This window comes from Pseudomonas ceruminis (genome assembly GCF_021602025.1).
In the GTDB taxonomy this organism is placed as follows: Bacteria; Pseudomonadota; Gammaproteobacteria; order Pseudomonadales; family Pseudomonadaceae; genus Aquipseudomonas; species Aquipseudomonas ceruminis.
Genome location: NZ_BQHW01000025.1, coordinates 92,903 through 107,845, shown reverse-complemented (window position 1 = coordinate 107,845; position 14,943 = coordinate 92,903). Strand labels below are relative to the sequence as shown.

General features: G+C 57.4%; 11 protein-coding genes. 10 read left to right on the top strand and 1 reads right to left on the bottom strand.

The annotated features are described in order from the left end of the window. Positions 1-735 precede the first annotated feature (735 nt). The 5 genes from L6D80_RS23910 (at position 736) to L6D80_RS23890 (ending at position 7,739) form a co-directional block, all read left to right on the top strand. On the top strand, positions 736-918 hold the full coding sequence (locus L6D80_RS23910) for a hypothetical protein (RefSeq protein ID WP_023083527.1): 183 nt from the start codon (positions 736-738) through the stop codon (positions 916-918). Positions 919-1,036: 118 nt separating this feature from the next. After that, the gene (locus tag L6D80_RS23905; protein WP_079761382.1) at positions 1,037-1,300 is read left to right on the top strand and encodes a BPSL0761 family protein; all 264 of its coding nucleotides are present in this window, start codon (positions 1,037-1,039) and stop codon (positions 1,298-1,300) included. 2 nt (positions 1,301-1,302) lie between these two features. Then, positions 1,303-1,908 carry a DUF6088 family protein gene (locus L6D80_RS23900; protein WP_079761383.1) on the top strand — a complete coding sequence of 202 codons (606 nt, stop codon included), beginning with the start codon at positions 1,303-1,305 and terminating at the stop codon, positions 1,906-1,908. A 285-nt stretch (positions 1,909-2,193) separates the two neighbouring features. Further along, the gene (locus tag L6D80_RS23895; protein WP_231997634.1) at positions 2,194-4,644 is read left to right on the top strand and encodes a hypothetical protein; all 2,451 of its coding nucleotides are present in this window, start codon (positions 2,194-2,196) and stop codon (positions 4,642-4,644) included. Continuing rightward, positions 4,641-7,739: a site-specific integrase gene (locus L6D80_RS23890; protein WP_144441039.1), complete on the top strand. Its 3,099-nt coding sequence runs from the start codon at positions 4,641-4,643 to the stop codon at positions 7,737-7,739. Before L6D80_RS23895 ends, L6D80_RS23890 begins: the two co-directional genes overlap by 4 nt. 18 nt (positions 7,740-7,757) lie before the next feature. On the opposite strand, the gene L6D80_RS23885 is transcribed toward L6D80_RS23890, so the two are convergent. Then, the gene (locus L6D80_RS23885; protein WP_060852959.1) at positions 7,758-7,970 is read right to left on the bottom strand and encodes a helix-turn-helix domain-containing protein; all 213 of its coding nucleotides are present in this window, start codon (positions 7,968-7,970) and stop codon (positions 7,758-7,760) included. Positions 7,971-8,117: 147 nt separating this feature from the next. Between L6D80_RS23885 and L6D80_RS23880 the strand changes: the two genes are divergently transcribed. From L6D80_RS23880 to L6D80_RS23860, 5 genes are all read left to right on the top strand, one after another. Next, positions 8,118-8,351 carry a hypothetical protein gene (locus L6D80_RS23880; RefSeq protein WP_003292744.1) on the top strand — a complete coding sequence of 78 codons (234 nt, stop codon included), beginning with the start codon at positions 8,118-8,120 and terminating at the stop codon, positions 8,349-8,351. Then, complete coding sequence (locus L6D80_RS23875; protein ID WP_033982774.1) at positions 8,344-9,504, top strand: site-specific integrase; 1,161 nt, start codon at positions 8,344-8,346, stop codon at positions 9,502-9,504. Before L6D80_RS23880 ends, L6D80_RS23875 begins: the two co-directional genes overlap by 8 nt. Before the next feature lie 11 nt (positions 9,505-9,515). Then, positions 9,516-9,800, top strand: coding sequence for a hypothetical protein (locus L6D80_RS23870; RefSeq protein WP_102833237.1), 285 nt, complete (start codon positions 9,516-9,518; stop codon positions 9,798-9,800). Positions 9,801-10,126: 326 nt separating this feature from the next. Further along, on the top strand, positions 10,127-11,506 hold the full coding sequence (locus L6D80_RS23865; protein ID WP_236183072.1) for a sigma-54 interaction domain-containing protein: 1,380 nt from the start codon (positions 10,127-10,129) through the stop codon (positions 11,504-11,506). Between the two features lie 49 nt (positions 11,507-11,555). Beyond that, complete coding sequence (locus L6D80_RS23860) at positions 11,556-14,939, top strand: type I restriction endonuclease subunit R (RefSeq protein WP_176515590.1); 3,384 nt, start codon at positions 11,556-11,558, stop codon at positions 14,937-14,939. Positions 14,940-14,943 lie beyond the last annotated feature (4 nt).

Here is a 14,943-nt window from a genome sequence, read left to right as displayed (position 1 = left end):
GGGGCGCTCACGAGATTCCGGTCTGATGACGCGACCAGGAGCGCTCGGCTGTTTCCGGTTGCGCTGGAACGTATGGTCGGGGCTGGGTGACTGCCGGCACTCAGGATGCCGTTCAGCTGAAAGCCCTACAGGTCGGGGCGCTCACGAAATTCCGGTCAATTGAGTTGCACCATGGCCGAGCCGCGATCTCGCGCTCGCCAGATTCCGGTCTGATGACGCGACCAGGAGCGCTCGGCTGTTCCGGTTGCGCTGGAACGTATGGTCGGGACTGGGTGACTGCCGGCACTCAGGATGCCGTTCAGCTGAAAGCCCTGCAGGTCGGGGCGCTCACGAAATTCCGGTCAATTGAGTTGCACCACGGCCGAGCCGCGATCTCGCGCTCGCCAGATTCCGGTCTGATGACGCGACCAGGAGCGCTCGGCTATTTCCGGTTGCGTCGGAACGTATGGTCGGGGCTGGTTGACTGCCTGCGCACAGCATTCCGGTCAGACAGCGACACAGGGAGATTCACCACTTACTGCGCGGTTTACAGGGCGACGGGAATCCAGCGCTCGCCCCAGTTTTGCATCCACCGGAATTTGCCGAGCGCCTTGGATCACAGGAACACCTTCGCCAAAATAGTCAAATGAACCCTCATTTCCTAATCTGGGAACTGACGAAATTTGCGGCATCTGCGTTAGCGCAGCGGAACATCGAGTTACCGTGTGTCTCGTAAGTAATTGGGAGCGCACGCTGATGAGATGGTTTTTCGTGGTGATGCTTTGCGGTGGGGCAGGTCTCTGGCTAAGCGCCCAATATCAAGTTCCTCAATGGTTGCTTTGGCTGCTGCTGGCGCTGGGAACCACGGTATGGGGCCTGGCCAAGTGGATGGAACAGCAGGAGGCCGAGACGGAGCACGATCAGGATCGCAGGTGCTGATCAGGATTGGGCCGTATGGGATCTCCCAATGGCCGCAGCGCTGAACTACGCGCTGTGTGGTGGACGATGGTGAGCGAGCTATCCGGGGCTTTGAGTTCATGACCAGGAGATAACGAGATTGACCCTCCCTTACGAAAGAACACGCGCCATCGTCAAAACAGAGGAGTTCCTGCGTGAGCTCTCCCGTCATTCGGGGTTACCGCAGGATATCCGCAGCTATGCGAAAAGCCTGCTCAGGCACTATCCATCTGCCGATCAAATTTTCTCGCTGGGGCGCCTTGAGGAATGTCTGGTAAACGAAGCGCTTGAAGATGAATACCGACGGCGGGTAATCGCCTTCCACCAGCCACTGCTCTGCTCGTCGCTGGAGTATGAACGATAGCAATGGCCCGCTATTTGTCTGAACCGCCGGTATCTCAACTCGTTATGCAACGGGTTAAGCGGCTGCGAAAAGGAAGACCTTTCAGCATCAGAGACTTCGCAGAGCTTGGTACGAGTACGGCCATCTCCAAAGCAGTAGCCCAGTTGGTTCGGCGGGGCGAGCTTGAGCGTGTGTGTCGTGGCATTTACATGCGACCCAAATACAGCCAATGCACTGGCCGAGCTGTGCGTCCTGGACCATTGGACTTGGTAAATCTGATTGCCAAGCAAAACCGTTGGACACTGCAGATTCATGGCGCTGATGCAGTGAGGCGATTCGGTCTGAGTACACAGATGCCGGTCATTCCAATCTATTACACCAGCGGCCCTAGTCGATCGATATATGTGGGGAAGGCAGAGATCAGGCTCATGCATGCTGCTCCGATGGTTATGCAGCGCGCAGGTGGCAGGGTCGGGATGGCCATCAGCGCGCTTTTTTATCTCGGTAAAGGCGGCACCACTCCGGAAAATGTTGCTGTAGTCAAAAAAGCTCTCAGCCCCGAAGAGATGAAAAAACTATGGGCCTGCAGAATGCCGAAATGGATGCGCATAGCGCTGACTGAGAAATAAGTTCAGTCTGGAATTTCGTCGACGCGCGGCGGAAATACCTGACAAGGAGGAGTTGGCCGCCCCTCTGTAAAACCCGCGCATGCGCGGAAATATCATATGGCTGAACAATTTTTTCGCAGCATGGATTGATCAAAAATCTGCTCGCTACCCGTCATTTCCTAAGGACATGGGAGCTTCTGCGTCTGCGCGGAACCGGTAATGAAAAATCTCGGTCCGTGCTCATGTCCGAATGAGGGGTTTGGCGCTCCCACTATGAAGGTGAACCCTTTGTAGAGCGACAACCACATGAACCGACAAGCGCTAATTTCTCTAGCCTCAGAGCAGGGCCAATCCGGCCAGGTAATCGGGCAAATCCTCGATGTTATTTGTGCACACCCTGACCTAATCGACTTGCCACGGATGGTGGCAGGGCTGCTACGCGCATTGCGCGTATCCGAGCTTGGTTCCCCTATCAAAATAGGAAACTGTGATCCGCTCGTATGGCGAGAGGCATCCCAGTGGATCGTCTCGCTGAGCAGTCAGCCCCACATCTCGGAGCGTTTGGGTAGCCGCTTCTGGTTGGGGATGCCCCCGCCTACTCGAAACCCTGTGCTGAGCCGGGGTGTGAAAACGTATGGGTTCCCGTACGCCGCGCTGTGGCATGCGCCACGAGACACAGAGAATGCACCAGACTACGACCGCCTGATTGCTCAATTGATAGCGGCAACGCAGACATCTAGTCAGCTTCAACTGTCTGCCCAGCGCTATGCCGCGTTCCTAGATCTGAGGTGGTTGTGCGAAACGCGCCATCTGATCATTCCCTCAGAACTGAGGGTTTGGGGTACCACGGCCAGTTTCGTGGCGGCATGCCGAGGTTTCTCAGCACCCGACTCCAGGTCGGAAAATGCGGATCGATTCGCTTCAATTACCCGATTGGTCCGTTACAGCCAGGGAGAGGTGCCGCAGACGAGGTCGAACGGGGGTGGCAGCCGCGGCAGACGAGGAAAATCGGATACTCCGGAGCTAACGCATTTCATTGCTGAGGACCACCGTGGGTTTGTCCTGGGTGATCCAGATGATCCGGATCAGTTGCCGGGCCACTATCAGATTCTCACCAAATCACCAACGATTGATGAGGATGTCGATGGGCTGGCTCCAGATGAATTGAGTCCTGCTGCTGAGATCTGGCTACTGGACGATGACGGTATTGAGCGACCGTTCGTTGCTGACCTGCTAAGCCAGCAGGGAATCGAGAATCACATTGTACGGAGCCGGCAGCAGTTGCCGTTTACTTATGCCCAATTCACGCTTGCGGAGTTGAGAGATCTGCTGTTCGGTGCCAGCGATCTATTCATAGCATGTCGGCAAAAACTGAATAGCAACCAAGACTGCGTGCAGGCTCAGCTACGGATGGAGGCCATCCTGATGCTGCACCTCAGTCTGTGGCTCGGACAACCTCCAATCCATGTCGTTCAGTTGATAGTGGTGGATCGGGAGATGGACTGCTCCGACGGAGTGGCCTTGGTGAGAGGGGCGCCCGGGCAGTTCAGCGTAGGTGTTCGACGTCCGGAGCTGGCAGGAGATGAGCGTTGGCAGGCCTCAGCCGGAATCCGATCCTCACAGACTCGCCTGCTACTGCCCGATCTGGCCGGCAGCTCTGCATTGATCGAAGCGCTACTACGACATTTTCCTCGAGCATCCAATCGTGTTTTTACACATCAGACCGAAGCGCTGGTCACAGAGGCCAGAAGGGTTCTCTCGATTCTGGGTAAAGGCGACCCTAGGTATACCCTAGGAAAGGTAAGGAATTATTTGTTCCACCGACTTGTCGCGGATACTCACGACATAGCCATCGCTGGGATGTTGTCTGGCGTTCGAGTGCCATCTGCGCAAACGCCGCAGTATTACCTGCAGCCTAGGGTCAGCCATTTACGACGCATTTACAGTGCGTCCCTAGGGCGGGTTCTACAACAGGTCTATGCCTGTGCTGGGCTGGCGTACGAATTGCCAGAGCTGGATGAGAGTGATCATGACGGTAGCGTAGGTGCGACGCACTGCCTGTTGCCCGAGACGATTTCAGCGAATGTGAGCGCCTTGGCGAGCATACTGCGTAAGAGGCCGCCCTCTACTCTAGATGGCCAAATTGCTTGGCATAACGCGTACACGCTGTGGGTTGTGCAAATGTTCATGCTATCCACAGGTTGCCGGGCTATCCGCAACCCGCTGCGGTTCGTTGACGAATTCGATCCGCTGCTGAGGATGGGCGCTATAGCTGATAAGGACAGCGGCGATCGGCACATGAGCCGGCTGGTCTGCGTGCCTGAAATGCTGCAACGGCAATTGGCCCACTACTTCGCACATTGCGCGGCGATCTCGAAAACCCTTCTCTCTGCCACCGTGGAGGGTGACGAGCGATGGTCCCGCGGCTTCCTCCTCTCGCACAGTGAGAGCGGAGTCCGCCGCATAGAGATCAGGCCCGCCACCCTGTACCTACATATGGAGCAAGTGGCTGGCTATATCCCGCACCGCATTAACGCCTACCGGAAGTTTATCCGCACAGAACTGTTCGAGCGTGGCTGCCCTGCAGAGGCGCTAGCCGCATTCATGGGCCACTGGCTGCGCGGAGAAGAGCCGCAAGATCACTATTCCTCGTTTTGCCCCGCAGCCTATGCCGAAGAAATGAGCAGTTGGATTACGCGGCTGTTGAAATCACTGGGCTGGTACGTACAGGGGAGCCGGTGGGGTGTGATGCGATGAATATGTCACGCCTGAATGACCAGCAGATCGAGTATCTGTGGTCCGCCGCTCCTCATGAGCCGGACTGGAAAAGAGAAATGCGTGAGCGCCTGAGGCTGATCGCCGGGAGTTGCGGAGTGCCGCTGGGCCAGTGGTTACTGGGTACGCGTGCCATTCGAGAAGTTACGGTTGAGCATGTGCGCGAATTGGAGGCCCATCTAGGTACTGACCACACGCTGCGCAACATGCTGCGCAGCATTACTCGGCGGGTGCGTAGCCAGCTCCCGGGGTTTCCGCTGGCGCGTCTGGCTATTGCTGTTGAACGGCCAGCAAACCCGATCAATCCGGATCTGTATCCCGCTGAGCGATTACGTCTCAGTCGTCAGTTGCTCCAGGCCATGCAGGATGGATTCAGACGGGAGCTCGACTCCCTGATTCCTACAGAGCGCGTCGGCCTATTCTTGATGAGTGCCTCGTATGGCGCTGGCCTGATGGAAGTCGCGCAACTGAATGCTCTCGTTTCGGTGTCCCCGAAGCAGATCGACTGGCTTGCGGGCTTGCCTGAGATCAGGCTGCCGTTACCCATTCGTGGCAAGGCAGAGGCTGAGTGCCGACAATGGTTTCCGGATCCGGCCACGCTCGCTCTGATGTTTCGGTGCGCGGATGACCTCCTGGCGCTGAAGGAGCAGCTGCAGCGTAAGGGCGGCAAGATCCGATGCGTCCGGGCGTTTTTAACGTCAGTTGGGGTATCTGGTAGCGATCTTCCAAGCAGTTTGACTGGGCTACTGGATTTACTGCGCCTACAGATGCAGTTACGCCTGCCTCAGATAATGGTCAATTTTGCCTGCCGGCAGAAGTTTGTTTCCCAGTCTCTGCGCCCCTCGGCATGGGGCGAGCTGTTTGGGCTAATCGGACTGGAGGACCCGGCTGATGCGTATGGAGGCAGCACCGGAGGTGCGACTGAGGTACAGGAGAAGGAGGACGCGCCTGGCTGGCTAATGGAGCTATGCCAGCAGATTCGTGCCGACCTACCTATCCAGTCGGGCCAGCATGCCGGGGAGCATGAAATCCTAGTGAAGGAGTGGGCGGGCTACATGCTGTCTGGGGGCTCGCTGTATGGCCACGTTATAGGACGGTCAACGGTAGCCCGCTATGTTCGGCTGCTTGGGGGTGCTCTGACGCAGCTGGATGGTCTGACGGTTTTCAGGCTGGAGCCAGATGCATTGGAAAGCGTCTACGAAGGTCTACTCGAGGCCCAGCCCACGGATGGCAAGCGTCGGGTTTTGGCCAAGGGGATTTATGAATTTCATACGTTCCTAGAGCGTCGCTACCACTATCCTCCGATTAGTCCATATGCCGTGCTGGGTATCGGTCAGGACGTTGTAAGCGTGGATGCACGTATCCTCTCCGAAGATCAATATCAGGCGGTTTTGCGCGCCTTGGATATCTGTGGACTGGAGTTGCGAACGCCGCGCCTAGTGACTGCTGCCAAACTGTTTCTAGTTCTTGGATTCCGACTTGGTCTGCGACGCAACGAAGCTCTAAAGCTGCGGCTATGCGATATCCATCTGCCTCAGCTAGCAGCAGATGCCAGCAAGCGCATTCATCAAAGTCACCCAAACATGCGCAAGCTAACGCTGGCAGAACTGGATTTGTCCGTTGACCTGCTCGTGCGTCCCCACGCACAGCGTGGCCTGAAAACCCAGAACTCGGTCAGGAGGCTGCCGCTTCGAATGCTGCTGGAGCCTGACGAACTTACGTTAATGATGAGCTGGTATCAGCAACGTCAGATTGAGGAAAGCGAGGCGCATTTTTCGGAGTTTCTGTTCTGTATCCCGGAGCTGAAAACACAATGGATAAGCGAAAGCACGCTGCTGCCGGCTTTGCATGCTTGCATGCGATCGGTAACGGGATCGCAGCTAATTCATTACCACCATCTACGCCACTCATGCGCTACCTGGTTGATGCTCAAGCTGACGGGATTGATCACTGATGCGTCGCCAAGCCTTATTTTCGGTGATTTACCGCAAACCAGCCGGTGGCTGCAGGATCTTGGTAGGTTGCGTAGTGAGCTGGTACTCCTTAATGGCGGGCCCACACGGCGCATTGTTCATATTGTCAGTGCCCTGCTTGGTCATGGCAGCCCCAAGACCACATTGCTGCACTATGTTCACTGCCTGCCACAGGTCCTGGCACTAGCCTGGCAGTGGAACCCCAAAGCTTGGCAGTTCAGTGCACATAACGTCGCCTCGATTGCTCGAGTGAGCCTTCCCTTGATGGCTGGGACCTCAGATGCTGAGCACCTGTTGAAGATAATTGGCCGGACCAAGCAGCTCAAAGCCAAGAAGCGGGCTCGGCAAGCTGCCGTGCAAATACAAACGAAGAAAATTGAAAATCACTGGGCGATCGGGCGAATTCAAACGATCGAGTCGATGCTGGCCTATGCCTCATATGCCGAACAGACAGGTCGGGAGATCAACCTCGACTGGGTCGAGTTTGCTGCTGAGGAGCGTGCGCTAATGTTGGAGCGGGCACGCTATATCCGCGACATGCAGCAGCGTCCTGGCACAAGTAGCCAAAGGCCTAAACATAGATTGCAACCTACTCTGCATTCAGAAGGTTCGTCGTATCTATCGCTGTTGCCTTCACCTCCCAAACATGGGGGCCGGGAGGCCGTGGCCGAGTACGCTCAGCTCCTATACGAACTGCTCGAGGGCCCAGATAGCGAACGCGCCCAGCGAGTGATTGATGATTTTGTTGAACGTTGCTGGAAGACGGATACCACGTTGCGATTCCAGCGCGATCGGGATGAGGAACATGCTCAGGACTATCTGTGGCTGCTGAGTGCTATAGGTATTCCGGCTCGATCTATCGAGCTGATCGTCTACGACGCTAACAAGCCGAAGACGACCAAGTCCTACTGGCGTCAGCAACTCGGGAGCACTCGCCGGTCGTTCAGTCAGCACGCGCCGGAGAGTAACGATGTAGCGAATCTACATTTGGGTATAAGGGCGAAGCTTGAGCTGAAGGGTGAGGCAAGGCAGAACCATCACTCCGGCGCCGCCTTGCGCTACCTGATGCTGATGGCCTCCATCGACTGGCATTTCCGTGCCTGACCAAGTCCCGGAGGGCATTCAGCCCTCCGGATCATCCTGCAATTCCAGCAAATCTCCCACCTGGCAGTTCAGGTACTGGCAGATTATTTCCAGGTCCTTGAGCTCCACCCTCTGCGCGGTCTCGTGATAGAGCCGCGTGAGGGTTCCGCGGTTGATCCCCGTGTCCCTGACCACGTCACTGATCTTCAGTTTCCGCTCGCCCAGTAAGCGAGACAAATGGCACTTGACCATCTAAATCTCCAAAAATGATCTGCAGAAGATCATTTTGCCCTTGCAAAGCTCAAAATGAGCGTTATATTGATCTGTAGGAGATCATTATGAGTACTCACAAGCTCATAAGAATCCGCTGCCGTTCAATTTAGCAGAGAGGGCATAACCATGTCTCACACATACCTGACTACCGAGGAACTGGCCACGCGCATGAAGTACGACGCGCGCACCATCCGTAATCGTTTGAAAGATTCAGTCCTGCTGGAAGGGATTCACTACTTCCGCCCCTTTGGCGGCCGCAAGATCCTTTTCATCTGGGAAGCCGTCGAAGAAGATATGCAGAAATTCTCGCGGGCTTCTGGGCTGGTTCCGATGGCTGGTGGAGGCATCTGCCATGGGTAAGATTCGTGCCCGTGCCGACAACGAAAAGTTGTTCTTTGACTTCACCTACCTGGATCAGCGCTGCCGCGAGCAGACCACGTTGCCTGATACGCCTGCTAACCGGAAAAAGCTGGAGAAGATCCTTGAGCGCATAGAGGCGGAAATCACCCTCGGCTGCTTCGACTACGCCACCTACTTCCCTCAAAGCAGCAAAGTGCAAGAGATCAGTCGGCTGCAGGCTGGCTGTGCATCGCTGAAAACACCACTGTTCAAGGATTTTGCCGAATTGTGGTTTGAGGAGATGAGGGTCGAGTGGCGTGATACGCACGCCAAAACCGTGCGCCTTACCCTTGATAAGCATTTGCTGCCTGAGTTCGGCAAAAAAGAGGTCAGCGCCATCACCAAAGCAGAACTTCTGTCATTCCGCTCGGCACTCGGCAAAGTCCCCGGGCAGAAAGGTCAGAGTCTGACAGCGACGCGAATCAACCACATCATGACGCCATTGCGCATGATCCTTAGTGAGGCAGCTGACCGCTTCGAGTTTACCTCGCCATATCTCAACATCAAATCACTGAAAGTCCCCAAGACAGACGTGGAACCCTTCACCTTGGATGAGGTGCTGCAGATCCTCAGCACAGTGCGTGAGGACTTCCGCAACTACTACACCGTGCGCTTTTTCACAGGCATGCGGACGGCCGAAGTTGATGGTCTGCAATGGAAGTATGTCGACTTTCAGCGGCGGCAGATTCTGATCCGTGAAACCTGGGTGGGCGGCAAGCTCGACTACACCAAGAACGACGGCTCACAGCGTGAGATCGATATGTCCGAGCCGGTTTACCAGGCGCTCCTCGGCCAGCGGGAGAAAACCGGCAGCGGCCAGTTCGTCTTCTGCACCCGCGAAGGTACGCCGCACGCATACCGCAACATCAACGACCGGGTTTGGTACCCGCTGCTGCGACACCTGGGTTTGCGCAGGCGGCGTCCTTACCAATCCCGCCATACAGCCGCGACCCTCTGGCTGGCGGCTGGTGAAAACCCGGAGTGGATCGCCCGGCAGATGGGACACACCACCACCGAGATGCTGTTCCGTGTCTATTCGCGCTATGTGCCCAACCTGACGCGGCGTGATGGCAGTGCCTTCGACAACCTAATCAAAGCCAATCTCAAGGCCTGAGGAGTTCCACCATGAAACTGATCAAACGTGACAACGTGACCCCTCTGCATCCATCAATGGAGGCTCGCGAGCATAAGTACCTCAAGCATCTGGCTTCAGCCATGAGTCACTACCTCGAGAACCCCCATGGCACTGAGCTTGTTTGCATCCTGGGCTCTGGTTACGAGAAGGATAACCGGCATGCCCTCGAAACCTGGGTCGCCTATCACCGCAACGAGGTTTTCGAAAAACGCCTGGAGGGGCGTAGCCCGCTGGATTACCTGATCGAGAAGCTTGAAAGCCTGTTGGCTAACTAAGTTCACAAGGGGCCGAAAGGCCCCTTCATCGTTCTACCCCGGCAGCAGCTCATACCAATATTTGCTGGGAGCAAAAGCAGTGCTGTTGCTACAGCTCAACTTGAACATCCAGTCAGGCAGTTAAAGACCCGGATTGAAGGATTGGTTTACTATTCGGACGCGAACCACAGCACATTTTCTCCTGCCCGCTGATGGGCAAGAGGGAGGCCGGGAGAACAGGGACAGTGGTAAACAAGCAACGCGTATTGGCCAGTTGGGTTGGCGGGAATGATCTAAAGGCAGTTGCAGGTGCTGAGGCTGGCCCGATTCTGGCGACCCTGAATACTGTGGCTGTTGATAAAGTCGAGCTGCTTTGTTCATACCCCGCCGAGCGCGTCGAACCCTACCTAGCCTGGCTCCGCCAGCAGGTCGATGTACCCGTCACCGCGCATTACGTGACCTTGTCTTCCCCCGTTCATTTCGGGGAGATCTACCAGGCCGCCAGTCAGCATTTAAAGCGCCTCAATACTCCCGCAAACCAGCTCTCCATTCTGCTCAGCCCCGGCACGCCGGCCATGCAAGCGGTGTGGATTCTGCTGGGCAAAACGCGATACCCGGCGACTTTCTACCAGTCTTCACTTGAGCAAGGCGTGCAGCAGGTTGAGGTGCCGTTTGAAATCGCGGCTGAGTATGTACCAGCGGCCAATGCCATCAGCACCGACAAGCTGGTTCAGCTCGCCGGGCTGGATGCCCCTGTGGATGCAGCCTTCGACAGCATCGTGACGCAGAGCGAGCGCATGCTGGTGCTCAAGGCGCAGGCGCAAATACTCGCGGCGAAGCAGGTGCCGGTGCTGATCTACGGTGAAACCGGCACCGGCAAAGAGTTGTTTGCCCGCGCCATTCACAACGCCGGCTCGCGTTCTGCAGCGCCCTTTGTTGCGGTGAACTGCGGTGCCATCGTGCCGGAGCTGATCGACTCCACCCTGTTTGGCCACAAGAAGGGCGCATTCACTGGCGCGATTGCCGATCGGCCTGGGGTGTTCCAGCAGGCTCACGGCGGCACGCTGTTTCTCGATGAGTTCGGTGAGCTGACGCCGGATGTACAGGTGCGACTGCTGCGTGTACTGCAGGAAGGCACCTTCACCCCGGTAGGCTCCAGCCAGGAACTCAAGGTCGATGTGCGGCTGATCACCGCCACTCATCGCAACCTGATGCAGGAAGTCGCCCAGGGGCGCTTCCGTGAAGACCTGTTCTATCGCATCGCTGTGGGCGTACTGCACCTGCCGCCGCTTAGAGAGCGCGAAGGGGATCTGCTGTTGCTGTCCGAAGCGCTGCTGGCAGGCATTGCCAGCCAGGACACCAGTCTCGGTGATAAGAAAATTTCCGCAGAAGCAAAAAATCTTATCCTTCAGCATCCCTGGCGTGGCAACGTTCGTGAGCTGCAATCCACCTTGTTGCGCGCAGCGCTCTGGTGTCAGGGTGATTTGATTACTGCCCACGATATCGAGCAGGCGCTGTTCAAGCTGCCGCAAGCGCAGGCCGATGTATTGGCCATGGATGTTACCCAAGGTATTGATCTACAACAGGTAATTGCCGAGGTGGCAGGGCATTATCTGCGCAAGGCACTGACGCTTACCGGCAATAACAAGACCCGGGCAGCCAGCCTGCTAGGCCTTAAAAGCCAGCAAACACTGAGCAACTGGATGGACAAATACGGCATCGAATAAAAATGGCACGGTCCTCGCTAATAGGACCGATATGGACAGAATCGCCTACATGAAATCAGTCAACTTCGAGTTCCTCCGCCCCGGCAACGAGCTGCTTGCTAACCTCGCCGGTCTTGCCGAGGCTGTACTGCACATCGATCCGGGCAGTGCGCTCACTCGCCTGCGCAGCTTTGCCGAAGAGCTGACCAAAGCCATCTACAAGGAAGAACTGCTGCCGCGCATGCCGCAGTCGAGCTTCTATGACCTGGTGAAAAACCCGGTGTTTGTCGATTGCGTCAGCAAGCCGCTGGTGCACCAGATCAACTTCCTGCGCATCCAGGGCAACGACACCGCCCACGGTGCCGAAGGTGATTTGCGCAATGCCCAGCTGGCCCTGAAGACCGCCTACCAACTGGCCATGTACATGGCCATCAAGTACTACGGCACCGCACAGGCCGATATTCCGACCTTTGCCGAGGTGCAGGATCCGACCGCGACCCTCGTCCGCCTGCAGAAAACCGTCTCCAGCTATGAGAAGGAACTCAACCAGCAGCAGGAAGCGCTACAGAGCGTGATGGACAAGCTGGAGCAGGAGCGCACCCGCCACCTCGACAAGGTCGACGCGCCTGCCAAGCCTGACCAGCAAAAGCGTCAGCAGCAGAGCCAGCAGGTGGCCGACAGCCTGCAGTGGAACGAAGCCAAAACCCGCGCATTGCTGATCGACGCCATGCTCCTGCAAGCCGGTTGGGATGTCAGCAATCCCGCGCAGGTCGGCCAGGAAGTCGAGGTCGACTTCCCCGGCAACGTTTCCGGCAAGGGCCGTGCGGACTACGTGCTATGGGGCGACAACGGTCAGCCCCTAGCCGTGATCGAGGCCAAGAAATCCGGCAATGTCAGCCTGCAAGCCGGGCGCGAACAGGCGCGCATGTACGCCGACGGTTTCGAGCGCATGGGCATGCAGCGCCCGGTGATTTTCTACAGCAACGGCTACGAAACCTTTATCTGGGATGACAAGCAGTACAGCACCTATCGCCCGGTGTACGGCATCTACAGCAAGGACAGCCTGGAATACCTCGCCTATCAGCGCCAGTATCGCGTCCCCACGCTGGAGAAACACAACCCCGAGCTGAGCATTGCCGACCGCCCCTACCAGATCGAAGCGATCAAAACTGTCGCCGCGCACTTCCAGCAGCAGCGCCGCAAAGCCCTGATCATCCAGGCCACGGGCACCGGCAAAACCCGCGTGGCCATCGCCTTGGCTGAGTTGCTGCTGCGTACCGGCTGGGCCAAACGCGTGCTGTTCCTCTGCGACCGCAAAGAGCTGCGCGTGCAGGCCGATGACGCCTTCAAGCAAAACCTGCCCAGCGAGCCGCGCTGTGTGATCGGCGAAACCGGCAAGGTCGACCAGACCGCGCGCATCTACATCGCCACCTACCCGGGCATGATGAACCGCTTCGCCCAACTCGATGTCGGCTTCTTCGACCTGATCATCGCCGACGAAAGCCACCGCAGCATCTACAACAAGTACCGCGACCTGTTCGATTACTTCGACGCGCTGCAGGTCGGCCTCACCGCCACCCCGGTGAAGTTCATCAGCCGCAACACCTTCGATATTTTCGACTGCGAAACCACCGACCCCACCTTCGAGTTCGGCCTCGATGCTGCCATCAATAATGAGCCGCCGTATCTGGTGCCATTCCGCGTGAAGGACCTCACCACGGACTTCCTACGCGACGGCATCCACTACAACGACCTCAGCGACGAGCAGAAGCGCCAGCTCGAAGAGGACCTCGGCGAGGAGGAGGCCAAGCGCACCACCATCGCCGGCAAGGACATTGGCCGCAAAATCTTCAGCGAAGACACCGACCGCATCATCCTGGAAAACCTGATCAACAACGGCATCAAGGATGAGACTGGCTCACTGGTCGGCAAAACCATCGTCTTCGCCCAGCGTCAGGACCACGCCGAGCACCTGGAAAAGCTCTTCTGCAAGCTCTACCCGCAGTACGGCACCAAGGTCTGCAAGGTCATCCACAACGCCATCCCGCACGTGGACACCCTGATCAAGGAATTCAAAAAACCGGATAACGACTTCCGCATCGCCATCTCGGTGGACATGCTCGATACCGGCATCGACGTCCCGGAAGTGGTCAACCTGGTGTTCGCCAAGCCGGTCAAATCCTGGGTCAAGTTCTGGCAGATGATCGGCCGCGGTACGCGCCTGCGCCCCAACCTGTTTGGCCCCGGTAAAGACAAAACCGAGTTTTTGATCTTCGATCACTACGGCAACTTCGATTTCTTCGAGCAGGAGTATCAGGAGCCGGAAGACACCGGCAGCAAATCCCTGCTGCAAACCACCTTCGAAGCCCGCCTGGCGCTGGCCCAGGCCGCCCTGCGTCACAACCATGCCGCCGCCTTTGATGCCGCCATTGCCCTGCTGCGTGCCGACATCAACGACTTGCCCGACACCAGCGTGGCGGTAAAGCGTGAGCTGCGCGCCGTGCACCAGTTGCAGCAAACCCAACAGCTGCAGCAGTTCGATGGCAAAACCCAACATCTGCTGGCCAACACCATCGCCCCGCTGATGTCGGCCCGCGTGCTGCGCGACAAGCACGCCACCGCGCTGGATAAGCTGATCGCCGGTATTCAGTGCTGCCTGGTCGAGCAGGCCACCTGCTTCGAGGACGGCAAAATTGCCCTGCTGGCCGAGTTGGACAAGCTCGCCGTGAATATCCAGGCCGTCCGCCAGAAGGATGCCCTGATCGCCGAAGTACGAAGCGCCGAGTTCTGGCTTCAGCCGGGCATCGACAAGCTGGAAAACGCCCGCCAGGAACTGCGCGGCATCATGAAATATCGTCAGACCGGCACCGGGCCGGGTGATGGCATAGGAACCACCAAAACCAAGGATGGCAACCTGCTGGGCGACGAGCGCGCGGTGTACATTACTGGTGCCAGCGAAGCGATGATCTACCGCCGCCGCCTCAAGGACATCCTTGCCGGCATGCTCGCCGCCAACCCGACCCTGCAGAAAATCCACAAGGGCGAACCCATTGCCGAGAGCGAGCTGAAAACCCTGACCTCGACCATCCTCACCAGCCACCCCGGCGTCAGCCTGGAGGTGCTCAACGAGTTCTACGGTCGCACAGCCGATCAACTGCACCTCACCGTGCGCGAGATTATTGGCCTGGATGCACACGCCATCGAGGAACACTTCAAACAGTTCCTCCATGCCCATCCCAGCCTGACCGCCCAGCAGGTGCGCTTTATGAACCTGCTGAAAAACTACATTGCCCAGCACGGCAGCATCGTCATCGAAAAGCTCTACGACGCGCCGTTTTCCAGCATCTCCCACGAGGGCATCGACGGTGTTTTCGCCCCCGCCGATGTCACCGAACTGGTGGCCGTGCTCAAACCCTTTTTGAAGAACCCCGACCAGCCCGGCACACCCGCCTGATGGC